Here is a 23,889-nt window from a genome sequence, read left to right as displayed (position 1 = left end):
GCACGGTGGCGGCGCCAAACTCAGATGGTCTGGGTGGGCCGGTCGGACCCCAGGGATGTGCCCAGCAGCTCCTCAATCTTGGCCTTCAGCTGGCGCGACTTTTCGTCCTTGGGAAACTGGATGCCCACGCCCTGGGTGCGGTTGCCCGCAGCCCGTGCTGGCGTGACCCATGCCACGCGCCCCGCCACCGGATAGCGCTGCGTGTCGTCCGGCAGCGTGAGCAGCACATAGACATCATCGCCCAGCTTGTAGTCCCGCTGGGTGGGGACAAAAATGCCCCCTTCGGCAAAAAAGGGAATGTAGGCCGCGTACAGGGCCCCCTTTTCCTTGATGGCCAGCTGCATGACGCTGGGGCGAGGGGCGGTGGATGGACTGCTCATGGATGGATGGGTGCGGCTCAGTGCTTGGAGTGTAGGGTGTTTCGCGCCTGGGCGACAAGCGCCTCCAGCATGAGGCCAGCATTGAAAGGATGGTCCGCCGTGCGTGCAGCCTTGGCCAGTGCGCGCGACCAGCGGGTCAGAGCTCCCAACGGCGGCACCGTCTTGGGCAGGTCTGCGGGTGCAAAGTAGCGCGGCGCGCCGCCTACGCTGGCCGCCAGCAGGTCATGGCAGAGTTTTTGCAGTGCGTCGATCACCTGCGCGGGCGACCAGTCTCCCAAGGCAGTCACATCGCCCTTGGCCACCGCCTGCGGCAAGGCCGACCAGGCTTGTGGACTTCGGCCCGAGCGCGCCAGTGCCAACGCATCGTCGGGCCGCCCGCCTGCGGCCCGCAAAAAAGACACAACTGCATCCGCAGCGATGCCCTGCCCTTGCAGCCACTGCAGCATCTGATCCTGTGCGGGCCAGACCATGGTGTGGCCCAGGCAGCGGCTGCGAATGGTGGGCAGCAATTGGTGCGCCGCCTCGCTAGCGAGTACAAAGCGCACGTCACCCGGCGGCTCCTCCAGGGTCTTGAGCAAGGCATTGGCCGTGATGTGGTTCATCTGCTCGGCCGGGTACACCAGCACCGCCTTGCCTTTGCCGCGCGCCGAGGTGCGCTGCGAGAACTCCACCGCATCGCGCATGGCTTCCACGCGGATCTCGCGGCTGGGCTTGCGCTTCTTGTCGTCGATGTCCGCCTGGGCCTTTTCCGACAAGGGCCAGCCCAGCGCCATCATCTGCACCTCGGGCATCAGCACACACAGATCGGCGTGGGTGCGCACGTCGATGGCGTGGCAACTGCTGCATTGGCCGCACGCGCCCTGCTCTGTGGGCGCATCGCACAGCCAGGCCCGCACCAGCTCCATACCCAGGGCGTACTGGCCCAGGCCCGACGGCCCCTGCAACAACCACGCGTGGCCGCGCTGGGCCAGCAGGCTGGTGCGCTGCGCGGCAATCCACGGCGCCAATGCCACTGTGGCCTCGCTCATTGCGGCCCCCCTTGGGACGCCACCATGATCGCCAGCCACCCCTTGCGCACAAACACGCTGGTGAGCTGCTGCCACACGCGGTGGCGGTCTTGGGCCGCGTCCAGGCGCGCAAAGCGCTGCGGCGCTGCAGCGGCGCGGTCGGCATAGCCCTGGGCAACGCGGCGGAAGAACTCCACAGGCTGGGCCTCGAAACGGTCGGGCACACGCGCACCGGCCAGGCGTTCTGCAGCCACTTCCGGCGCCAGATCAAACCACACCGTCAGATCGGGTTCACGCATCAAATCTGCCTCTGGCGAAAGTCCAGTCTGCGCAAGACGCTCCAATATTGATAGCACATCAAGATCAAAGCCGCGCCCCGCGCCCTGGTAGGCAAAGGTGGCATCGGTGAAGCGGTCGCACAGCACCACGTCGCCCCGCGCCAGGGCGGGCTCGATCACATTGCGCAGGTGATCGCGGCGGGCCGCAAAAATCAGCAGCGACTCGGTGAGCGCATCCATCGGGTCGTTGAGGACCATCTCACGCAGCTTCTCGGCCAGCGGCGTGCCGCCCGGCTCGCGGCTGACGGTGACGGCACGGCCCTGTGCCCGAAAGGCGGTGGCCAGCCCCTCGATGTGCGAGGACTTGCCCGCACCGTCGATGCCTTCAAAGGTGATGAACAGACCGGGTCGTGACATGAAAACCTTGGTGGAAGAATCTACTGCTGGCCGCGTTGGTAGCGGTTGACGGCACGGTTGTGCTCCTCCAGCGACGTGCTGAAGTGGCTGGCGCCATCGCCCTTGGCCACAAAGTACAGGGCGCGCGTGGCGTCCGGCTGCACGGCGGCCAGCAGCGACGCCTTGCCGGGCATGGCAATCGGAGTGGGCGGCAGGCCTGCGCGGGTGTAGGTGTTCCAGGGCGTGTCCGTCTGCAAGTCGCGGCGGCGCAGGTTGCCATCAAACTTCTCGCCCAGGCCGTAGATCACCGTGGGGTCGGTCTGCAGCAGCATGCCCACGCGCAGCCGGTTGGCAAACACGCCCGCAATCTGGCCCCGGTCGCTGGCCTTGCCCGTTTCCTTCTCCACAATGCTGGCCAGAATCAGGGCCTCTTCGGCCGACTTGAGGGGCGTGTCTGCCGCACGCTGCGCCCAGGCGGCTTCGAGGCGGCGGTCCATGGCATGCATCGCCCGGCGCAACACAGCGATGTCGCTGGAGCCTTTGGCGTAGGTGTAGGTGTCCGGAAAGAAGCGCCCCTCGGGTGGCACACCGGGGCGGCCCAGCTGGGCCATCAGCGCTTCGTCGGTCAACGTGGCAACGTCGCGCTTGAGCTGATCTTCCTTGGCCAGCGCCTGGCGCACCTGGCGCCAGTTCCAGCCCTCGACCAGGGTGATGGCGCGCAGGCTCTCTTCGCCGCGCACCAGCTTTTGCAGCAGGCTGCGGGGCGTGGTGCCAGGGGGGATTTCATAGTTGCCGGCCTTGATGGCACGGTCCTGCCCCGAGAAGCGGAACCAGGCGTAGAGCATGCGGGCATCCACACGCGCGCCAGCAGACACCACATCGCGGGCGACGCCCCGGGGTGTGGTGCCGGGCTCGATGGCAAGCTCCAGAGGCTCGCTGCCGGTCACCAGCGGCTGGTGCAGCCACCAAAAAGCCGCACCACCGGATGCGATCAAAACCAACGCGATCAAAGCCAGTAAACGTCGCACAACCCTGCCGTCTGTGTGTATGAAACAGGGCATCATAATTCAGCGATGACTTACCCCCTGAACGGCATTGCCCCCCTGTCCCACCTGGGCGTGATTCGCGTGGAAGGCGAAGACGCCGCCAAGTTTCTGCACGGCCAGCTCACCCAGGATTTCGCCCTGCTGGGCATGGACCAGGCCCGCCTCGCAGCCTTTTTGTCGGCCAAGGGCCGCATGCAGGCCAGCTTCATCGGCTTCAAGCGTAGCGCTACCGAGGTGCTGCTGGTGTGCAGCCGCGACCTGCTGCCCCCCACGCTCAAGCGCCTGTCGATGTTTGTATTGCGCGCCAAGGCCAAGCTGACCGACGCCACCAACGACTTTGCCCTGTACGGTCTGGCCGGAGACACCGTGCCCGACGGCAGCCAACCCGCCTGGACCAAGGCCGATATCGGCACCGCGTCGGTGGTCCACCTGTACCCCGCCGATGGCCAGCCCCGGGCCCTGTGGGTGGCCCCGGCCGTTGACCCGGCCCCCGCAGGCCCCGCGCTGGACGCCGCGCTGTGGCTCTGGAGCGAGGTGAAGAGCGGCGTGGCAACCCTGACCACGCCCGTGGTCGAGGCCTTTGTGCCCCAGATGCTGAACTATGAATCCGTGGGTGGCGTGAACTTCAAGAAGGGCTGCTACCCCGGCCAGGAAGTGGTGGCGCGCAGCCAGTTCCGGGGCACGCTCAAGCGCCGGGCCTACATCGCCCATGCGGCGGCCGAAGTGGCAGTGGGAGCCGAAGTGTTCAACACGGCAGACCTGGAACAGCCCTGCGGCACCGTGGTGCAGGTGGCTTCTGCGCCGAGCGGCGGATTCGACACCATTGTGTCGCTGCAGATCAGCGCCGCGCAGGAAGGCAGCCTGCAGGTGGGTGCCACGGACGGCGTAGCGTTGGCCCTGCTGCCGCTGCCCTACGCGCTGCTCGAAGATATTTGAATAAAAATGGGCTCCAGCGCTTATCCAACAAGCGCAAGCAGCTCATTTTTTAATAGCAAAATCGACTACAACCGCTGCGCCATGGCAATGTGCGCGATGCCAGCCTCTTCGTAAGGCTCACCCACCACGGAGAAACCGGCGCGGCGGTAAAAGCCCTCAGCGCTGCGCTGGGCGTGCAATTGCACCTCCGTGTCGCCCCGGGCGCGGGCGGCGGCGACCAGCGCATCCAGCAACTGCCGCCCCCACTGCGCACCACGCACTGAGCGGTCCACGGCCATGCGGCCGATGCGGCCCACACCCGGTGACTGCTGCAGCAAGCGGCCTGCAGCAATGGGCATGCCCAGCCGGTTGTAGAGCACGGCATGGCGGGCCGAGATGTCTTGTACATCGGCTTCGATTTCGGCGGGAATGCCCTGCTCGTGCACAAACACTTCCGTGCGCACACGGCCTGCATCGCGGCCCAGCGTGTTCCAGTCGCCCGTGCGCACCTCGGCCATGTCGGCACCGGCCTCAAAGCCCTCGAAGATGGCGCGCAGCGCGGGTGGCACCGGGCGCGAGGTCTGCGTGGCCGGGTCGGCAAACACATAGACCAGTTCGGCCGAGATCAGCAACCGGTCGCCACAGAAAATGCCAGCCGTGAACAGGCACGACGAGTTGCCGATGCGCGTGCAGCGCAGGCCCACATTCAGCGTGTCATCGAGCCGCGCAGAGGCGTGGTATTCCACCGTGGCCTTCTTCACATACATCTCACCGCCCAGCACATGCATGCTCGCCTCATAGGGCAAACCCAGCGCGCGCCAGTAGTCGCTCATGGCCGTGTCGATGTACATGAGGTAGTGCGCGTTGAACACGATCTTTTGCATGTCCACCTCGGCCCAGCGCACGCGCAGGCGGTGGAAACAGCGGAATTCGTTGCGTTGCATGTTGTCTTCACTCCATTCCAAAGGCCAATCGCAGCGCACGGGCTGCGTCAGCATGGGCCTTGCGCGCCTCGGGGATGGCGCGGCCCATTTTGATGAATTCGTGGGTCACGCCGCGGTAGATGTCCAGGTCCACTTGCACGCCTGCCAGGCGCAGCTTGTCGGCGTAGGCTATGCCTTCGTCCACCAGCGGGTCACACTCGGCCAGACCGATCCAGGCGGGGGCCACACCATCGACATCCGGGGCATGCAGCGGGGCAAAGCGCCAGTCTTCGCGCTCGGCGCGGCTTTGCACGTAGTTGCCGAAGAACCAGCTGATGGCAGGCTCTTCCAGCACCAGGCCGCGCGCGAAGGTGGTGTGCGAAGGCGTGTCCTGGTGCGCTGCACAGCCGGGGTAGATCAGCAGTTGCAGCGCCAGCGGCAGGCCCGCATCCCGCGCCAGGATGGCGTTGACGGCGGCCAGCGTACCGCCTGCACTGTCGCCGCCCACGGCCAGCCGCTGGGGATCGGCCCCCAGGCGCTCAGCGTTGGCAGCCAGCCACTGCAGCGCATCCCACGCATCGTTGCTGGCCGTGGGAAAGCGGTGCTCCGGCGCCAGACGGTAGTCCAGCGACACGACCATGCAACCGGCAAGGCGTGCCAGTTCGCGGCACAGGATGTCGTGCGTGGCAACGCTGCCGATGGTGAAGCCGCCGCCATGCGTGTACAGCAGCATGGGCAGGCCCGCGTCGGTGCTGGGCGCATACAGCCGTGCGGGCAGCATGGCGCCGTCGCGGGCCGGGATCTGCAGGTCCTCCACCCGCGCCAGTGCGGCCTTGGGCACCTCCAGCACATCCGCGCCCGCCTGGTAAGCGATGCGTGCCTCTTGCGGCGTGCGCGTGTGCAGCGGTGGGTGCCCCGCGCGGGCCATGCGTTCGAGAACGCTGCGCATCTGGGGGGTGAGACGGGTGTGGTGGATGTGCAGGTCGGTCAACGGTTGGGGTCTCGGCAAAAAAAGAAAACGGCCCGCACGGCGGCGGGCCGCTCATCGGTGGCTTACTTGAAGGTCACGCGCACCGGTGCGGCGCCGGGCAGGCCATCGTAGGTGGCCGTCACCGACAAACCGGCCTTGGGTGGCAGCAGGGGCGAGAATGAGCCCAGGCTGATCAGATCGCCCGGCTGCATGGCCAGGCCTTCTTGCGCCAGCGCGCCCGCCAGCCACACCACGGCATTGAGCGGATGCTCCAGGATGTCGCTGCCCTTGCCACCGCCCAGGCGCGCGCCCGCACCATCGGTCAGCGATACGTTCATGTCGGCCAGCGCCTTCAGCATGGCAAAACGCTCGCCGCGATAGGCTGGCACAGCAATGGGCGTACCCGCCACGCCCAGGCGCGCGCCCACGTTGATGGCCGTCACGCCTGCGCCATTGAGCTTGGGCGGCGCCTGCACCATCAGGTCGGGCAATTCCATGAACGGGATGATCTGGTCCACGGCATCCAGCACGTCCATGGGGGTCTTGGCCTGGTTGATGGCGGCGCTTTTCACGCGCACCAGCATGTCGGCCTCGTACAGGGGGCGGGCACCGAAGGCTGCATCCACCGTGGCGCCGCTGGGCAGCACCATGCCTTCGTAGAGCTTGCCCCACACGGGTTTGTCGGTGTTGAAGCGCTTTTGCACAGCAGGGTTGGTCAGGCCCGCCTTGTAGCCAATCACCTTGCCCATGCGCTGTGCCAGCAATGCGTTGACCTTGCCGCGTGTGCAGGCGCCGTCGGCGTCAGTGAGGTTCTCGGGGTTGGCGGCCGGGGTCTTGGCCACATAGTTGGCCACCAGCTCGGCGGCTTGTGTGTCGGTCAGGCACTGGGCCTGGGCGTTTGTCGCAGAGGCGACGACCACCAGGGCGGCCATCAGGGTTTGCTTCGTTTTCATATGTGTCTCCTCCTTATAAAGTGGGCTTGGAACCTGTATCAAAGGCTGGCGAGCTATCGTAATCGCTGGCACTCCCATTCACACATCTTGTTGCACCATGGCTTTCATCTATTACGTCACCCAGATCCAGTTTGAATTCGGCGCCGTCAAGCTGCTGAAACAAGAGTGCGAGCGTGTGGGCATCACACGTCCGCTGATCGTGACAGACCCTGGCGTGAAGGCCGCAGGCGTGCTGCAAAAGGCGCTGGACGCGCTGCCCGGCATGACCGTGGCCGTGTTTGACCAGACGCCGTCGAACCCCACCGAAGCCGCCGTGCGCGCGGCCGTGGCAATGTACAAGGCCCAGGGCTGCGATGGCCTGATCGCCGTGGGCGGCGGCTCGGCCATCGACTGCGCCAAGGGCATTGCGATTGCCGCCACGCACGAAGGTCCCCTCACCCACTACGCCACCATCGAAGGCGGCTCCCCACGCATCACCGAACGCGCCGCGCCGCTGATCGCCGTGCCCACCACCAGCGGCACGGGCAGCGAAGTGGCGCGCGGCGCCATCATCATCGTGGATGACCACCGCAAGCTGGGCTTTCACTCGTGGCACCTGGTGCCCAAGACCGCCATCTGCGACCCCGAACTCACGCTGGGCCTGCCCCCCATGCTCACGGCCGCCACGGGCATGGACGCGATCGCGCACTGCATGGAAACCTTCATGTCCGCCGCCTTCAACCCACCCGCCGACGGCATTGCGCTGGACGGCCTCACGCGCGGCTGGGCGAACATCGAGCAGGCCACCCAAAACGGCAGCGACCGCGACGCGCGCCTGCACATGATGAGCGCCAGCATGCAGGGCGCCATGGCCTTCCAGAAGGGCCTAGGCGCGGTGCATTCGCTCAGCCACAGCCTGGGCGGCGTGAACCCGCGCCTGCACCACGGCACGCTCAACGCCATGTTCCTGCCCGCCGTGATCCGCTTTAACGCAACGGCGGAATCGGTGCAGAAGGAAAAGCGCCTGGAACGCATGGCCCACGCCATGGGGCTGGTCAGCGCAGGCGACATTCCCGAAGCCATCCGTGACATGAACGCCCGCCTTGGCCTGCCCACGGGCCTGGCGGCCATGGGGGTGACCGAAGCCCTGTTCGACGACATCATCAAGGGCGCCATGGCCGACCACTGCCACAAGACCAACCCGCGCATTGCCACGCCCGAGGAATACCGCGACATGCTGGCGCAGTCGCTGTAAGAGCCTGCCCAAAGCGTATTGGCGATCTCCCTGCGGCGGCGCCACAGCACCTGGCGTGCCGCCGCCTCCAACGCACATAGAAGCCTTCCTGCCGTGACCGCTCCTGCGGGATTGCGCTGTCCAAACCCATCTCACGCGATTCACTACGCGCTAGACTCCGACTCGTCAACAATTAATTAACAATTCATTACCCTGGTGGAGAGCCAGTTCAATGTCGTTCTGGCGCTGCCCAGAGACTTTGATCAGTCCATGGGGGGAGGGCCACTGTCGATGCGCACCGGAAATCTCAGCACCTGGCTCCTGCGGGGCACCTATCCCCGGCTGTATGTGCCTATCGTGCTGATCATCGTGCTGGTCAGCACGGTGCGCTACCACTACCTGGTGGCCACAGAAACCGACGAGGTGCGCCGCCATGCCGCCACCGAACTGCGCCGTGCGGGCGATGCGCTGTTGCCGTCACTGGCGGCCCTGCCCGCCTCGGACCGCCAGGCCCAGGCCACGCTGCTCAGCGAAGGGATTGCCAGCTTCGGGCCGGGCATCCATTCGCTGAAATGGCAGGTGGACAACGAGCCCGCCACCGAAGCCCGGGCGCCCCGCCTGCCCGCCACCGCGCCAGACTGGTTTGCCCAATGGGTCAACATTGCACCGCCCTCGCAGCAGTTCAGCCAGGCGTTGTCCAGCGGCGGGGCCTCCGGGCGCCTGACGGTGACGCTGCAGGCGGCTCCCCTCGTCGGCCAGGTCTGGAGCACGGTGGTGGTGCAGTTGCGCATCTCGGCCCTCAACATTTTCACCATCCTGCTGCTGCTCACCCTGCTGCTGCGGGCCAATGCCCGCATGCTGCGCCGCCTGGCAGAAGCCACCGATGCGTTCCGCCAGGGCCGCCTGGACACGCGCATGGAGGTGACGGGCACGCTCGAATCGCGCGCCATGGCGGCCACCTTCAATGACATGGCGGGCAAGGTCCAGTCGCTGGTGCTGTCGCTGCGCGAAACCCAGCAGCAGCAAAGCGAACAACTGCACTTCACACGCCAGCTGATCGACGCCCTGCCCCTGCCGGTGTTCGTGCGGGATGCGAAGGGTGTCACCCTCGAAGTCAACTGCGCCTGGCAGCGGCTTTTTCATGCCCCTGCCGGTGCTGGCAGCGCTCAGGCCTCGCCACCCGCGTATCCCCAGGAGCTGTCGCCCGAGCGCTCCACCCAGATCGCCCAGGCGCAGGACAACGAGATCCGCGTGCCCCCCGCCAACCACCAGCCCCCAAGGGACATGGCCTACTACGAGGCCCCATTCACCACCACCCGGGGCACGCTGGCCGGCACCATTGGCACCCTGGTGGATGTGACCGAACGCAAACGCGCCCAGGAGGCCCTGCGCGCCGAGAAGGAACGCGCCGAGGTCACGCTCGCCTCCATCGGCGACGGGGTGATCACCACCGACCCCTCGGGCTGCATCGAAACCATCAACGAGGCCGCACAGCTCATGACCGGCTTCACCGCCGACCAGGCGCTGGGGCGGCAGCTGGACGACGTGTTTCGCCTGTATGAAGAGCTTGCCAGCCGCAACGCCAGTTCTGCGGCCGAGCGGGACACCGTGCCCGGCGCGCTGCAGCCGGTCACGCACGAGGTGCTGATTCACCGCTCGGGCGAACGCTACGCCATCGAGTACACCGCGTCAGCGATCCGCCAGGGCGATGGCACGGCCGCAGGCTGCGTGCTGGTGTTCCGCGACGTGACCGAAACCCGCAACCTGCGCCACCAGATTTCATGGCACGCACGGCACGATCCGCTCACCGGGTTGTACAACCGCGCCGCCCTGGCCGAGCGGCTGACCCATGCCATCTTCGTGGCACGGCAAAAAGGGCTGCTGCTGGCGGTGTGCATGCTCGACCTGGACCATTTCCAGACCGTGAACGACGCCCACGGCAACCGCGTGGGCGACCGCCTGCTCAAGGAAACCGCGCGGCGCCTGGGCGCCTTCATCACGCCGCAGGACGCCGTGGCGCGCATGGGGGGCGATGAGTTTGTGCTGCTGCTGGGCGAGTTGCCCGACGTGCCCGCCATCGAGGCGCGTGTGGACGTGCTCATGCAGCAGCTGGCCGCCCCCTACGCCATCGACGACCGCGTGCTGCACACCACCGTGAGTGTGGGCGTGGCCGTGTTTCCGCAAGACGACGCCAACCCCGACACCCTGCTGCGCCACGCCGACCAGGCCATGTGCCAGGCCAAGGGCTTCGGCCGCAACCAGATGCATGTGTTCGACGTGCAGCTGGACCACGCCGTGCAGACCCAGCACACGCGCCAGACCCGCGTGGCCCAAGCGCTGCACGCGGGCGAGCTGGTGCTGCACTACCAGCCCAAGGTGAACCTGCGCACCGGCGAAATCCTGGGGCTGGAGGCCCTGCTGCGCTGGCAACACCCCGATCAAGGCCTGCTGGGCCCGCAGCATGTGCTGCCCCTGATCGAGGATGCCGAACTGGAGGTGGAAGTGGGTGAATGGGTGCTGCGCCAGGCCCTGGCACAGATGCGGCAGTGGACGGACGCCGGCATGCTGTGGGAGGTGAGCGTGAACATCTCCGCGCCCCACTTTCACCGGGCCAATTTTGTGGAGCGGCTCAAGGACATCCTGCACACCTGCCCCGAGGTGTCGCCCACCCGCCTGGAGCTGGAAATCCTCGAATCTGCGGCCCTGCAAGACATGCAGTACATGCGCCACATGATGCAAAGCTGCCAGGCGCTGGGCGTGCGTTTTGCGCTGGACGACTTCGGCACCGGCTTCTCCTCGCTGTCTTACCTGAAGCGCCTGCCCGCCGAAACCATCAAGATCGACCAGTCGTTCGTGCGCGGCATTCTGGAAGACGGCGACGACCTCACACTCGTGAGCGCCATCGTCGCGTTGGCCGCCGCCTTCCACCGGCATGTGGTGGCCGAGGGCGTAGAAACCGCCGAGCAATGCGCCAAGCTGCTGGCGCTGGGCTGCGAGCGCGCCCAGGGCTTTGGCATTGCACGGCCCATGCCTGCGCACGAGGTGCTGACCTGGGCCCGGGAGCACGCTGCTCGCCATGCGGCCCGGGCGGTGCAGGAGGCGGCGCGGCGGCCTGCCTCAACCTGAGCACTACAGCGGTTGCACTGCGTTCATGTCGGGCCGCGCCAGCCACGCCTGCCACTCGTCCACCAGCTGCTGGCTGGCCCGCGTAGCCGCAAGCCAGGCCTTGGCGCGCGCGGCGCTGTCGGTGCCGTAGTGGGTGAAATCGTTGCGGTCGGGCAGCTTGGCGTTGGGCAAGGAGCGCACCCAGTCGGGGCTGGGCGACAGCACCACCATGTTGTCCAGCGCCGGGGTGGAACGGTGGCGCCACTTGAGTCCCTTGTCCAGCCAGCCGGGCACCACCTGGTGCTGGAAATGCGGGTACAGCACCAGGCCGGGCGAGGCAGTCGGGCCAGAATCTGAGGGTTTTTGGCCGCCAGCGCTTGTTGGATAAGCGCTGCCAGCTACTAATTCAATAGCGTTCTGCGATTGCTGACCGTAGGCCAGGTGCAGGTGGTAGTCGGTGATGCCCCCGTCCCAATACGCTCCACGGGGCGCACCCGGAATGTTGTGCACGGCCTGCAGCACAAACGGGATCGAGCAGCTGGCTTGCAGCGCTGGCATGAAGTTGCCGCCGTGCAGCAGTACCTGCCGCGTGCGGTAGTCCGAGGTGCCAAACGGCAATGCAGCGCACGCAGCACCAACGCTCACACCAACACCATCGGCCGTGGCTGCATCGGACGAGGAAAACACCACCCGCTCCAGCCACGCCCCCATCGCCTTGCGGTGCACCGTGTTCGTCAGAAACGCGCCCAGATAGCCCAGCGGCGTGGCCACGCGGTGCTCGCGCCCCAGCAGGTGCCGCCCGCGCGAGGTGACGATGTGCAGGCGGTAGCGCGGGTGGTTCAGCACCTCGTCGATGCGCCCACCATAGAACGCCTGCAGGTTCTGCCCAAACCGCTCGCTCACATGCGCGGCCGTGGGGCGCTTCTTGCCCGGCGGCAGGTCGTAGTGCTGGTGGATGTAGTCGTGCTCCAGCCGCTCGAAAGCCGCCACCGATTGCTGCAGGCACGCCGTGGCCATGCGCCAGGCGCCGATCGAGGCGCCCACCAGGTGCACCGGCTGGCTGGACTGGGGCAGCCACTCCCCAAAGATGAAACGGTCCAGCGGACCCAGGATCAGGCCCTTGGGGCCCCCTGCCGCCGCAGGGATCACGCCCACATCGCCGGGCTGCAGCCCGTGGTTTTGAAGGTGTTGGCGGGCGCGGGGGCCGGCATGGATGCGCAGGGCTTTCATGGGCGGCATTTTCGCAAAGCCGCAAGGCGGCTCAAAACCAGCTCTCACACCACGTAGTCAGCAGCCTCAGGCTTCGCAGTCCAGTCGATAGGGTCTTGCTGCAGCACCATGTCGATGTCCAGCCCCAGGGCCAAACCCACTTCGCCGGGGAACGACACGGCCAGTTCCTTTTCGCCCAGTTCTGCCTCACGCGCCCGGGCGCGCCAGGACGCCAGGTGGATCACGCCCGCGAGGGGCTCATAGGCATTGTTGTCAAACGGCGCGCTCTGGTGGTGCAGGGCATCCACCACCACCTCGGGCAAACGCCAGCGGCGTGCCAGCCCGGCCGTCACATGGCCATAGCAGTAGCCAAAGATGCGCTGCTCGATCTTGCCGCGCCGCAGGTCAAACGGGGCCACCAGTGTGTTCACCGACTGGGCTTTGTCCGGGTCGGCCAGGTGAATCACCAACTCGCCCAGCGCGTGCAACAGGCCGGTGGTGTACGCAGCGGTCTGGTTCTGGTGCACGATGCCCGCCAGCGACCGTGCCAGCTTGGCCGTGTTGAGGCTGTAGCGCCAGAACTGCTGCATGTGCACGCCGGGCACCGAGCGCGACGCGGTGCCCAGCGGTGCCGACGTGACCAGTGTGCGAACCTGGGCAATACCCAGCAGTGCCAGTGCTTCGGGGATGCCGGCAATCTGGCGCGGTACCTGGAAGGTGTGGGAATTGGCCAGCTCCAGCAGCCGCCCGGCCAGAGCCGGATCGGTGCCGAAAAGCTGGTTCAAACGCCGCAGGCTGGGCTCTTCATGCGCCAGCTCGCTCATCAGCAATGCCACCGTGCGCGGAAGGCTGGGCAGAGCTACGGGTTGGGCCAGCAGTGCGTTCAGCTCCATGGGGTCAGGCACCAGAGTTGGGGTTGCTGGCGATTATGGCCCCCAACCTGCCGCAAACCCAGGCCATCCCGCCGCAATCCGTCAACGGCCCTTGGCCTGTTGCAACTTGGCAAATGCCGACGCCATGGCCGACTGTTGCACGGGCTCAGGCGCGCGGCGCTGGGGTTGTGCATAGCCGCGGCCAGCCCCCTCAAAACGGTTGTCGCGGGGTGCACCCCGGTCGCCGCCCTGGCGCGGTGGCGCGTCGCCCAGCTTCATCGACAGGCCGATGCGCTTGCGCTCCACGTCCACCTCCATGACCTTGACCTTGACGATGTCGCCGGTCTTGACCACTTCGCGCGCATCGTTCACAAATTTGTGCGCCAGCTGGCTCACGTGCACCAGGCCATCCTGGTGCACGCCCAGGTCGATGAAGGCGCCAAACTGGGCCACGTTGCTCACCGTGCCTTCCAGGATCATGCCTTCCTTCAGGTCCTTGATGTCTTCCACGCCATCGTTGAAGCGCGCCACCTTGAAGTCCGGACGCGGGTCGCGGCCGGGCTTTTCCAGCTCGGCCAGGATGTCCTTGACGGTGATCACACCGAATTTTTCGTTGGCAAACAGCTCGGGCTTCAAGGTCTTGAGCATGTCGGCGCGGCCCATGATCTCGGCCACGGGCTTGCCCGTCTTCTCCATGATCTGCTCTACCACGGGGTAGGTCTCGGGGTGCACGCCGGTCATATCGAGGGGGTTGTCGCCGCCCCGGATGCGCAAGAAGCCCGCGCTCTGCTCAAACGTCTTGGCGCCCAGGCCTGCCACGTCCATGAGCTGCTTGCGGCTCTTGAACGCGCCATTGGCCTCACGCCAGCGCACCACCGCCTTGGCCACGCTGCCCGACAGGCCCGAGACACGGCTGAGCAAGGGCACGCTGGCCGTGTTCAGGTCCACACCCACGGAGTTCACGCAGTCTTCCACCACCGTGCCCAACGTGCGCGCCAGCTCGCTCTGGTTCACGTCGTGCTGGTACTGGCCCACGCCAATGCTCTTGGGGTCGATCTTGACCAGCTCGGCCAGCGGGTCCTGCAGGCGGCGTGCAATGGATGCCGCGCCACGCAGGCTCACGTCCACATCGGGCATCTCTTGCGAGGCGTATTCGCTGGCGCTGTAGACCGAAGCACCGGCCTCGCTCACCACCACCTTTTCAATCACGCGGTCCACCTTGGCCGCCAGCTTGATCAGGTCGGCGGCCAGCTTGTCGGTCTCGCGGCTGGCCGTGCCGTTGCCAATCGCAATCAGGTTCACGCCGTGCTTCTCGGCCAGCTTGGCCAGGGTATGCAGCGAGCCCTCCCAATCGCGGCGCGGCTCGTGCGGGTAGACAGTCGCGGTTTCCACCAGCTTGCCCGTGGCATCCACCACGGCCACCTTCACACCGGTGCGGATGCCAGGGTCCAGGCCCATCACCACACGCGGCCCCGCCGGCGCGGCCAGCAGCAGGTCGCGCAGGTTGTCGGCAAACACCTTGATGGCCACCTTTTCAGCGTCGTCGCGCAGGCGGGCGAACAGGTCGCGCTCGGTTGAAAGGCTGAGCTTCACGCGCCAGGTCCAGGCCACACACTTGCGGATCAGGTCATCGGCCTTGCGGCCCTGGTGGCTCCAGCCCAGGTGCAGGGCAATCTTGCCTTCGGCCATGCTGGGCTTGCCGGGTTCGGGCTCAACGGGCAGCACCAGCTTGGCTTCCAGAATCTCCAGGCCCCGACCCCGGAACACCGCCAGCGCGCGGTGCGAAGGCACGCGGCCGATGGGTTCGTCGTATTCAAAGTAGTCGCGGAACTTGGAGACCTCGGGGTCGTTCTCGTTCTTGGACTCGACCTTCTTGCTGCGCAGCAGCCCCTCGGCCCACAGCCATTCGCGCAGGTTTTGCACCAGTGCCGGGTCTTCGGCCCAGCGTTCGGAAAGGATGTCGCGCACGCCATCCAGCACTGCGGGCACGGTCGAAAAGTCCGCGCCCGTCTTGCCATCGTCCAGCACCTCGGGCGGCTTCGTGAAGGCGGCAGCCTCCACGGCAGGGTCCAGCGTGGGGTCGGCAAAGAGCTTGTCAGCCAGCGGCTCGATGCCGAACTCGCGGGCCATCTGGCCCTTGGTACGGCGCTTTTGCTTGAACGGCAGGTAGATGTCTTCCAGCTCCTGCTTCGTTGGAGCTGCGGCAATGGCAGCACGCAGCGCATCGGTCAGCTTGCCCTGCTCGTCAATGCTCTTGAGCACCGCAGCGCGGCGGTCGTCCAGCTCGCGCAGGTAAGACAGGCGGGCTTCCAGCTCGCGCAGCTGGATATCGTCCAGCCCACCGGTGACTTCCTTGCGGTAGCGCGCGATAAAGGGCACCGTGGCGCCCCCGTCCAGCAGCTCCACCGCTGCGCGCACCTGCTGTTCACTAACCCTGATTTCTGCGGCCAACTGCCGGATGATCTGCTGCATGTGTGGGCAAACTCTCTGAGACTCGGTCAAACAAACGAACAAACAAAAACGCGAAGCGCGGGAGTTTGCCACAGGCACTATTGGTAACAACCCGTGGGAACAACCGGCCTTGCCATGAGGGCGGGGTGGGCTGTCTAGAATGCTCCAGCCTTCAAGACCGCCCCTTCATGCAGCCCCTGCCCTTCCCCATCCGCACAGAATGCCCGCCCGGTGCCTGTGTCTGCGACCGGGACGCGCTGCTGCAATCCCCCGATGCCGTGCTGGAGGCACGCATCCTGCAGCTCACCCAGGCTGAAGAAAAGAAGTTGCTGCAACGGCTGGAGAACATCACCAGCCTGAGCGACCTGCGGCGTTTGCAGGAGCGCATGGAGCAGCAGCTGGGCCTGCGGCTGACCATTGCCCCCAGCCCCAACGAAGTGCGCACCCTGCGCGGCATCACCATCCTGGTCCACGAGCAGCGCGGCCTGTGCCGCAAGACACGCCAAGCGATTCCGGCAGCCATCAAGAAGGGCATGGACCAGCAGCCGGAGATCACGTACGAGCTGCTGAACGAGGGCGGGTTGTTCTCGGGGTTGTGACCCCGCGCATCCGTCTCTTTGCCCACCCGCCCTGCCCGCCGCATGCAAGACGACCTGTTCGGCAGCCCCGAAGCCCCAACACCTCCTGTGCCTTCGCGGCATTCCACCCGGCCGACCAAAGCCGATGCGCCCGAAGCCGCAGAACACGCCGCGCCGCCTGCCCCGCGCAAGCGCTCCAGCCGGGTAACCGCCATGGCGCACGACGATGCGCTCACCGCCCTGGCCGCCGCCTTGCCCCGGCAGTTGCGCCTGGGCACCTCCAGCTGGACCTACCCCGGCTGGAAAGGCCTGGTGTGGGAGGGCGAACATTCCGACACGCAACTGTCCAAGCAAGGCCTGGCGGTATATGCCCAGCACCCGCTGATGCGCACCGTGAGCATTGACCGCAGCTTTTACCGGCCGCTCACCGTGAGCCAGTACGAAAGCTACGCCTCGCAGGTGCCCGACGACTTCCGGTTTGTGGTGAAGGCACCAAGTGTGGTGACCGACGCCCTGGTGCGCAGCGAAGACGGCCGGGGCCGCCAGGCCAATCCAGCATTCTTGAGCCCCGAACTGGCCCGCAGCGAGTGTGTGGAGCCTGCCCTGCAAGGCCTGGGGCACAAGCTGGGTGCGCTGGTGTTCCAGCTCAGCCCGCTGCCGCTGGCGCAGCTGGACCGCCTGCCGCTGCTGCTGGAGCGCCTGCGCACCATGCTGCTCGCCCTGCCAGCCCTCGCGCCCACGGCGCCCGATGGGGTGATTGCGGTGGAAGTGCGCGACCCCGAATGGCTGACCCCCGACTTTGCCGCCGTGCTGCGCGAAGCCGGTGCCACCTACTGCCTGGGCCTGCACGCCAAGATGCCGCCACTGCAGCAGCAGCTACCGATGCTGCGCGCGCTGTGGCCAGGCCCCCTGGTGTGCCGCTGGAACCTTAACCCGGTGCATGGCCCCTATGGCTATGAAGAGGCGGAACGCCTGTACGCCCCTTACGACCGCCTGCACCACCCCGACCTGCCCACCCGGGCGGAGCTGGCCAGAGTGATTGCGGGCATCACGCGCCGGGGGCAGAACGCCTTTGTGACCATCAGCAACCATGCCGAGGGCTGCGCGCCGCTGACCGTGCGGGGCGTGGCAGAAGAAGTGGCCGCGGTGCTGACGGCAGCGCCACGCTGATGTGCACGCGCACCAGCGACGTCCCTGCGGGTGAGTCTGAGCGCGGTGTGAGCCGGATGCGATGTACCGCTCTGGAAGGCGAAATACTCACATATTCATAGCTGCTAGCGCTTATCCATCAAGCGCTAGAGGCACTTTTTATTCAAATTTTCTGCAAGCGCTTGTGGCATGGGTCAGGAGCCTGTCGGACTTGGAGCGTCGATAGCGAAAATTGGCCCCAGCGAGGACAGTTTTTGCCGGATTTGCAGCCCCATAGCCCGGCTATGGGGCAAAAAGACGGTGAAAAATGGACCGCTGCGGTCAATTTGCAGCCGACGATTTCCAAGTCCGACAGGCTCCTAGGCATGCACCATCGCCCCGCGCCTGCCGCCCAGCGTGATCCACGCCAGCGCCACGCCCACCAGCGCCCCGGTGGCCATGCCGACTACCATGGGCAAGGGCTTGCCGGTGGCAAACAGGCCGACCACGCCCATGGCCAAGGCGCCCGTCAGCATCTGCAGTGTGCCCAGCAGGGCAGATGCCGTGCCGGCGATGGCGCCGTGTTTCTCCAGCGCCAGCACCGAGGTGGTGGGGATGACCAGCCCCATGAGCGCGCTGGCCACAAAGTACAAACCGATCAGCACGGCCAGGTCATCGCCGCCCAGCAGGTAGTACAGCAGCAACGACGCCATCACCGTGCCGGACGCCGTGGCCGCCGCTTTCACCACCCGCACCATGCCAAAGCGCTCACCCAGCGTGGCAGTGAACTGGGAGGCGCCGATGAACGCCGCCGCGTTAACCCCAAAGGCCAGGCTGTACTGCGTGGGCGTCAGCCCGTAGTGGTTGATGAGCACAAACGGCGAGCCCGCCAGGTACACAAAAAACCCGGCCATGGCACAGCCGCCAATGAACACCAGGCCCAGGTAGTGCCAGTCGCGCAGCAGCAGCGCGTAGGCGCGCAGGGCGCCGCCCAGGCTGCTTTCCACGCGGTCGGATGCGGGGCGTGTCTCCTGCAGGCTGCCGTACACCAGCGCCAGCCCCGCCACGGCGGCCACGGCCACCACCCAGAAGACGCCGCGCCAGCCCGTGAGCGCAATCACCCCGCTGCCCGCCAGCGGCGCCAGGATGGGCGACACGCTGAACACCAGGATCAGCAGCGACATCAGCCGCGCTGCATCGGTGCCCGTGTGCAGGTCGCGCACCACGGCACGCGGTATGGCCATACCCGCCGCCGCGCCCAAACCCTGCAAAAAGCGCAGGGCCACCAGGGTTTCGATGTCACTGGCCAGCGCACACCCCACGCTGGCCACCGTGAACAGGCCCAGGCCAAAGTACAGCGGCGGCTTGCGCCCCACCATGTCGGAGATAGGGCCGTAGAACAGCTGGCCAGCCCCCAGCGCCAGGAAAAACGCCGTCAGGCTCCACTGCACAGCGCCCACCGATGCCCCCAGGCTGGCGCCAATATCGGGCAGCGCGGGCAGGTACATGTCGATGGCAAAGGGGCCGATGGCCGAGAGCAGGCCCAGGATGAGGGCCATTTTGAGGAAGCGGGAAAAATGCATAGCCGCCCATTGTCACCATTTCGGTGCATGGACTCGGGTAAACCCTGAATGAATGGCCAAAAGCGCTACCCGGGCACGGCAGGTACTGCGCCCACCCTTCAGTCCGGAGCCAGTTCGATGCGGTTGCGCCCGGCCTGCTTGGCGCGGTACATGGCGAGGTCGGCGCGGCGCACCAGTTCTTCGGGGGCCTGGTCACGCTGGGGCACCAGGCTGGCCACGCCAAAACTCACGGTAACGATCCCAAAGGGTGCCCCCTCATGCGGCAAGGCCAGCGCCTGGATGGCCTGCTGGATCTGGCGGGCCACTTCCATGGCAGCCTGCGCGTCCGACGCCGGCAGCAGCACCACAAACTCCTCGCCACCAAAGCGTGCCGCCAGATCACCCTCGCGGCGCCCGCCGGTTTGCGCCAGGGTCAGGGCCAGCGCCTGCAGGCAGGCATCGCCCGCCAGGTGACCATAGTGGTCGTTGAAGTGCTTGAACACGTCCACGTCCAGCATGATCAGCGAGAGCGGCGTCTGCGCCCGCTGGGCGCGGGCCCATTCGTGCGCCAGAGTCTGGTCAAAATGGCGGCGGTTGGCAATGCCGGTGAGCCCATCGGTGTTGCTGATCAGTTGTAGCCGCTGGTTGGCCTGCGCCAGGGCCTGGGTGCGCTCTTCCACCAGCGCCTCCAGCTCCAGGTTGCGCTGCTGCAGGCGGCCTACCGGGTACACCTCGCCGTCACGCGCCAGGCCGTAGGGGATGGAAATGCTGCTGTGGGCAATCTTCCAGTTGCCCTCCTCATGGCGAAACACCAGCACCAGCCGCACGGTCTCCCGGGCAAACAGTGCGTCAGGAATGGGCAGCCGGATGTGGAAAAACGCCGTGACGGCCACCACGTCATCGCTCAGCTCCTGGGGGAAGAGGTCCACCACGTCAATGCCGATGCGGCCGGGCACCTGGGCAAAGTCCTGCAAGGTGACGTCAACCCAATCGCTACGGCTCTTGACCAGCTGGTCGCTGCTGCCCGCAAAGCCGCTGAAGTTGTCACTAAAACGGGTGACCAGCCTTGCATCCCGTGCGGCATACATCTCGATGTATTCGTCGAACAGCAGGCGAATCAGCCGTTGGCGTTCTGGGGACATGGGAGGGATTCCTTGCCTGAGACTTCAAAAATTCACGGACAGCCAGCGAAGCTGCCACAGCAGCCAAGAGCCCGGAGGCGATCTCCCAAGGGTCGCGCAGCAAGGGCAAAAACAGTTGCTTCAAACGGTATAACTGAATGTAACACTCGCAACATGCCACCACTGCCCCTCCTGAGACAAGCTGCAACAGGCCGCCTTCACCGGCCCGTCCTCGGCCAGATATGTGCGGTGACAGACAGTGACACCGGCAGCAACCCTGCAGACTTTGTGGCAACAGGGAGTCTGTCTGCGCTGGCAATAGCGCACGTGCGCCCTGACCACACGCCGTAAGGCAAATCAAATCTCCTTCCTTGAGGTGAAGGCACAACAGGGCTCGGCATATGGGTACCAACCAAAGATCATTTCTGTGGGGCAAAGCCCTCACCACATCCTGGCCAACCACCGTGCAACTGCGGCGCTGGAACCAGGTGTTCCGGGCGATACGTGCGCAGTGGTTCCACCGCGCAGCACCGCATGCGAAAGTCCTCCTTCCCCGCACCACCCACACCCCCTATCCCAAGCCCGGCGCCGATGTCAGCTTGCCAGAGTGCGTTGCGGCCCTTGAGGAAATGCGCCAGGCCCTCCAGCGCGAAACCGCCCAGCGGCAAGCGCTGGAACGCGCCTTCCGCGGAACCCGCAAGGCACTCATTCAGGCCGAGGCCGATCTGGCCTGCGTGCGTGGGGGCGAGCGCCACGCGCGCCACCAAGCCCTGCATGATGAGCTGACAACCCTGCCCAACCGCCGCCACCTGATGCAGCAACTGGGCCAGGCCCTTGCCCAGCGCGGGCCTGAAGACCTTGGGCCAACGGTGATCTACATTGACCTCGACCACTTCAAGACCGTGAACGACACCCATGGACACGGCGTGGGGGACGAGGTGCTGCGCATTACCGCAGCACGGCTGAGTGCAGCAGTGCGCCACGGCGACCTGGTGGTGCGCCTTGGGGGCGACGAATTTGTCTGCCTGCTACAAGGCGTGGCCGACGCTGCGCCGCTGCGCCAGCTGTGCGCCAAGTTGCTGGAGGCCGTGTCCCGCCCCATGAAGGTCGCCGACCTACAACTGCTGGTGTGCCCCAGCATTGGCGTAGCCATGTGCCCCCAGCATGGCACGGCGGCCAAAGACCTGATGGCATGCGCCGATGCGGCGATGTATGCGGCCAAGCGCGAACGGCGCGGATTCGCGTTCTACGGCGAAGCCGCGTGATCCCGCAGGTGCCTTCCTCACAAAGTAAAACATTCCCATGAGTACGGTTACGAACAGACGGCTGCAGCGTGCCATGGGACAGTGCAAACAACGGCCACCACCATGGTGACAACCTTTCCAAAGGACTTTTGCATGCGACATCCCACACCCCGTAAGCTTTCCAGTGCCCTTCTGGGGGCGTTGGCGGTGATGTCGCTGCAAGGCTGCAAGCGCATCGAGCTTGTCACCGACTGGACGCTTGCCGCACCCTCCGCCACCGCCTACCTGGAAGACAGCGTGCTGACGTCTCGCGTCCGCGCCGCACTCATCCTGTCGCCGGTGGTAAACAGCTTCAACATCGGCGTCGAATCGCACCAGGGGGTGGTGCTGCTCAGCGGCATGGCGGCAGACCCCACGCAGATCGACCTTGCTGTGTTTGTGGCGCAAACCGTGCCCGGTGTGAGTTCGGTGGACAGCTTCATGTTCTCTACAGGCGTGGCACCCAGCCCGACCCTCGGCAAGAGCTACGTTCCCGACTCAGACACGTTGCGCAACCAGCGCAGTTTGGGCAATTTCTCACACCCTGAATCCGCCGCGCAGGATGGGACGCCGCCAGCACCGTCCCCCGTTGGGATGGCATTGAGCCATCCCCTGGCTCTGGAAACCGGGCTGCCTGCCGACACTGAACGCAAGCAGAGCGGCTGGGTCCACCTGGCCCACCGCGTGCTGGGCATTCGCAGCATTCAAGAAGAACTGTTGATCAAGCAGTAGGCGCGGCCCCTTGCCCGGAACGGGGCACAACCGTGCGGGCGCTGCGCTCTCAGAGCCTCCTGAGGTCTTCTGGATGGTCAGACTTTGGCCTTCATCAATCGCTGATAGATCTGCTTGTCTGCGACGTAGCAGCTGCAGGCCTCGGCCTCCAACGCCTTGCGGTCGAGCACCGTGAGTTCGCCCCGGTGGTAGACGATCAACCCGCTGTCCTGAAAATGGCTGGCCGCCTCGGTCACGCCCACGCGGCGCACGCCCAGCATCAGGGCCATGAATTCCTGGGTGACGTGAAAACACTCTGAATGCGAGCGGTCCTGCATCATCAGCAGCCAGCGTGCCAGGCGCGGCGCAATCTGGTGGTAGCGCTGGCATGCCGCCGCCAGCGTCTGCTGGTGCAGGCGCGTCAGCAGGCAGGCCTGGAGCAAGGCCTCCAGTTCGGGAATCGCGTCGATCTGCGTGCGCAGTTGCTGGGCGCCGATGCGCCAGCTGGACCCGGCCCCCTGCGCCAGCGCCCGCCAAGGTGTGGCCGCCAGCCCCAGAATCAGCTCCGCCCCCAGCATCGCCTCTCCCCCGACCATGCCAACTTCGAGCGGGGGGTGGCTGTCCACATCGATCACCAGGGACAGGAAACCTTCAATGGGAAAGTGGGCATGCTGCAGCGGCTTGCCACGCACGCTCAGCTCTGCGGAAAGCACCAGTTCGAACGGTTCGCAGTGGTCCAACAACTGCTGGCGCGCGGCAGGGCGCAACTTGAGAAGAAGGGCATTTTCGGGGCGGTGCATCGGGGCGTCTCATAGGTCGGTCCGCGCCGCTCAAAGAAGCGGCATCATGACAACCGCACGAGGGCTTGCCCAGCGCAGGTCTGCGGCCAGTGTGGGCGTCCCTTTGCCGCGCGACTGTCTGCCAGCGCACACAGCACGCCTGCCCCGCCCGACCCGGCACCACTTCGAAAACGCGCTAGCTGGCAACGCCCGTGGGCAGCAACCGGTCGTACTCCTTCTTGACGACCTCGTAGCACTCGCAGGTGCGTGCTTCCAGGCCCGGGCGATCCAGCACATTGATATGACCCCGGGCATAGCTGATCAGCCCCGCACGCTGCAGCTTGAGGGCCGCTTCCGTCACGCCCTCGCGCCGTACACCCAGCATGTTGGCGATCAGTTCCTGCGTCATCACCAGCTGGTTGCTTTGCAGGCGGTCCAGGCTCAGCAGCAGCCAGCGGCACAGCTGCTGGTCCAGCGAATGGTGGCGGTTGCACACGGCGGTCTGCGCCATCTGGGTAATGAGTGCCTGGGTGTAGCGCAACAGCAGGTGCATGACCGGCCCGGAGCGGGCAAACTCTTGCTTCATGGCGTCGGCGCGCATGCGGTAACCCGAACCCGCGCTTTGCACTACAGCCCGGCTCGGGGTAGAACCGCCACCCATGAAGATGGAGATGCCCACCAGGCCCTCAAAGCCCACTACCGCAATCTCCGCCGAGGCACCATCCTCCAGCACGTACAGCAGAGACACGATGGCGTTGGTGGGGAAATACACGAATGGCATGGCTGCACCGGATTCGTACAGCACCTGCCCCAAAGGCAGCTCCACCGACTCCAGCTGCGGCAGCCAACGCTGCAACTCCACCTTCGGCAAAGCGGCCAGCAATTGATTCTGGAGGGGGGAGTTGGATCGTTTGATGGCAGCACCTTGTGGAACGCGGGGCGCACCACCCTCGCGGTTGTGCCTGCCCCGCTGGGCAAGCAGCCAGTTTGTGGGGCCACGCCCTTCGGG

Annotated in this window: 21 protein-coding genes; 7 read left to right on the top strand and 14 right to left on the bottom strand. The window is 66.0% G+C overall.

The window, feature by feature from the left end; translation table 11 throughout:
* Positions 1-20 precede the first annotated feature (20 nt).
* The 4 genes from NFX52_RS03460 to mltG are packed head-to-tail and all read right to left on the bottom strand — an operon-like array spanning position 21 to position 3,089.
* On the bottom strand, positions 21-380 hold the full coding sequence (locus tag NFX52_RS03460; protein ID WP_010465538.1) for a PilZ domain-containing protein: 360 nt from the start codon (positions 378-380) through the stop codon (positions 21-23).
* A 17-nt stretch (positions 381-397) separates the two neighbouring features.
* Positions 398-1,408 carry a DNA polymerase III delta subunit-related protein gene (locus NFX52_RS03455; protein ID WP_055393966.1) on the bottom strand — a complete coding sequence of 337 codons (1,011 nt, stop codon included), beginning with the start codon at positions 1,406-1,408 and terminating at the stop codon, positions 398-400.
* Positions 1,405-2,082, bottom strand: coding sequence for a dTMP kinase (gene tmk, locus NFX52_RS03450; RefSeq protein WP_055393968.1), 678 nt, complete (start codon positions 2,080-2,082; stop codon positions 1,405-1,407). Before tmk ends, NFX52_RS03455 begins: the two co-directional genes overlap by 4 nt.
* 20 nt (positions 2,083-2,102) lie before the next feature.
* Entirely contained in the window at positions 2,103-3,089 is a 987-nt protein-coding gene (mltG, locus tag NFX52_RS03445) for an endolytic transglycosylase MltG (protein WP_369801316.1), read from the bottom strand.
* A 45-nt stretch (positions 3,090-3,134) separates the two neighbouring features.
* Here mltG and ygfZ point away from each other — a divergent pair, with 45 nt between their 5' ends.
* Entirely contained in the window at positions 3,135-4,043 is a 909-nt protein-coding gene (gene ygfZ / locus NFX52_RS03440) for a CAF17-like 4Fe-4S cluster assembly/insertion protein YgfZ (protein ID WP_055393972.1), read from the top strand.
* A 65-nt stretch (positions 4,044-4,108) separates the two neighbouring features.
* Here the strand turns inward: ygfZ and NFX52_RS03435 are convergent, their stop codons facing one another.
* The 3 genes from NFX52_RS03435 to NFX52_RS03425 form a co-directional block, all read right to left on the bottom strand.
* A complete protein-coding gene (locus NFX52_RS03435; RefSeq protein WP_055394225.1) occupies positions 4,109-4,966 on the bottom strand; it encodes a YbgC/FadM family acyl-CoA thioesterase in 858 nt (285 codons plus the stop codon).
* Between the two features lie 7 nt (positions 4,967-4,973).
* Positions 4,974-5,936 carry an alpha/beta hydrolase gene (locus NFX52_RS03430; RefSeq protein WP_055393974.1) on the bottom strand — a complete coding sequence of 321 codons (963 nt, stop codon included), beginning with the start codon at positions 5,934-5,936 and terminating at the stop codon, positions 4,974-4,976.
* Between the two features lie 62 nt (positions 5,937-5,998).
* Positions 5,999-6,868, bottom strand: coding sequence for a 2-keto-4-pentenoate hydratase (locus tag NFX52_RS03425; protein ID WP_055393976.1), 870 nt, complete (start codon positions 6,866-6,868; stop codon positions 5,999-6,001).
* A 97-nt stretch (positions 6,869-6,965) separates the two neighbouring features.
* Here NFX52_RS03425 and gbd point away from each other — a divergent pair, with 97 nt between their 5' ends.
* A complete protein-coding gene (gene gbd / locus NFX52_RS03420) occupies positions 6,966-8,102 on the top strand; it encodes a 4-hydroxybutyrate dehydrogenase (RefSeq protein WP_055393978.1) in 1,137 nt (378 codons plus the stop codon).
* Positions 8,103-8,372: 270 nt separating this feature from the next.
* Complete coding sequence (locus NFX52_RS03415) at positions 8,373-11,207, top strand: bifunctional diguanylate cyclase/phosphodiesterase (protein ID WP_252635385.1); 2,835 nt, start codon at positions 8,373-8,375, stop codon at positions 11,205-11,207.
* 3 nt (positions 11,208-11,210) lie between these two features.
* Here NFX52_RS03415 and NFX52_RS03410 read toward each other — a convergent pair whose 3' ends face one another.
* From NFX52_RS03410 to NFX52_RS03400, 3 genes are all read right to left on the bottom strand, one after another.
* Positions 11,211-12,416: a patatin-like phospholipase domain-containing protein gene (locus tag NFX52_RS03410; RefSeq protein ID WP_055394227.1), complete on the bottom strand. Its 1,206-nt coding sequence runs from the start codon at positions 12,414-12,416 to the stop codon at positions 11,211-11,213.
* A gap of 44 nt (positions 12,417-12,460) precedes the next feature.
* On the bottom strand, positions 12,461-13,288 hold the full coding sequence (locus NFX52_RS03405) for an HDOD domain-containing protein (RefSeq protein ID WP_055393979.1): 828 nt from the start codon (positions 13,286-13,288) through the stop codon (positions 12,461-12,463).
* Between the two features lie 81 nt (positions 13,289-13,369).
* On the bottom strand, positions 13,370-15,739 hold the full coding sequence (locus NFX52_RS03400; protein WP_055393981.1) for a Tex family protein: 2,370 nt from the start codon (positions 15,737-15,739) through the stop codon (positions 13,370-13,372).
* 167 nt (positions 15,740-15,906) lie between these two features.
* Here NFX52_RS03400 and NFX52_RS03395 point away from each other — a divergent pair, with 167 nt between their 5' ends.
* Positions 15,907-16,317: a hypothetical protein gene (locus NFX52_RS03395; protein WP_055393983.1), complete on the top strand. Its 411-nt coding sequence runs from the start codon at positions 15,907-15,909 to the stop codon at positions 16,315-16,317.
* A 42-nt stretch (positions 16,318-16,359) separates the two neighbouring features.
* On the top strand, positions 16,360-17,466 hold the full coding sequence (locus NFX52_RS03390; RefSeq protein WP_055393985.1) for a DUF72 domain-containing protein: 1,107 nt from the start codon (positions 16,360-16,362) through the stop codon (positions 17,464-17,466).
* 338 nt (positions 17,467-17,804) lie between these two features.
* Here the strand turns inward: NFX52_RS03390 and NFX52_RS03385 are convergent, their stop codons facing one another.
* Positions 17,805-19,007, bottom strand: a complete 1,203-nt coding sequence (locus tag NFX52_RS03385; protein ID WP_055393987.1) for a multidrug effflux MFS transporter — start codon at positions 19,005-19,007, stop codon at positions 17,805-17,807.
* 98 nt (positions 19,008-19,105) lie between these two features.
* A complete protein-coding gene (locus NFX52_RS03380) occupies positions 19,106-20,128 on the bottom strand; it encodes a GGDEF domain-containing protein (RefSeq protein ID WP_055393989.1) in 1,023 nt (340 codons plus the stop codon).
* A gap of 380 nt (positions 20,129-20,508) precedes the next feature.
* Here NFX52_RS03380 and NFX52_RS03375 point away from each other — a divergent pair, with 380 nt between their 5' ends.
* Entirely contained in the window at positions 20,509-21,372 is an 864-nt protein-coding gene (locus tag NFX52_RS03375; protein ID WP_055393991.1) for a GGDEF domain-containing protein, read from the top strand.
* Positions 21,373-21,504: 132 nt separating this feature from the next.
* The gene (locus NFX52_RS03370) at positions 21,505-22,122 is read left to right on the top strand and encodes a BON domain-containing protein (protein ID WP_238385473.1); all 618 of its coding nucleotides are present in this window, start codon (positions 21,505-21,507) and stop codon (positions 22,120-22,122) included.
* 77 nt (positions 22,123-22,199) lie between these two features.
* On the opposite strand, the gene NFX52_RS03365 is transcribed toward NFX52_RS03370, so the two are convergent.
* Together NFX52_RS03365 and NFX52_RS03360 are read right to left on the bottom strand one after the other, a co-directional pair.
* Positions 22,200-22,901 (bottom strand): Crp/Fnr family transcriptional regulator, encoded by a 702-nt coding sequence (locus tag NFX52_RS03365; protein ID WP_252635384.1) that lies wholly within the window; start codon positions 22,899-22,901, stop codon positions 22,200-22,202.
* Positions 22,902-23,076: 175 nt separating this feature from the next.
* Positions 23,077-23,751, bottom strand: a complete 675-nt coding sequence (locus NFX52_RS03360; protein WP_055394229.1) for a Crp/Fnr family transcriptional regulator — start codon at positions 23,749-23,751, stop codon at positions 23,077-23,079.
* Between the last annotated feature and the right edge of the window lie 138 nt (positions 23,752-23,889).

It is taken from the genome of Acidovorax facilis (genome assembly GCF_023913775.1).
Lineage (GTDB): Bacteria > Pseudomonadota > Gammaproteobacteria > Burkholderiales > Burkholderiaceae_C > Acidovorax > Acidovorax facilis.
The sequence above is the reverse complement of the archived record's forward strand: the minus strand, read 5'-3'. Positions and strand labels throughout refer to the sequence as shown.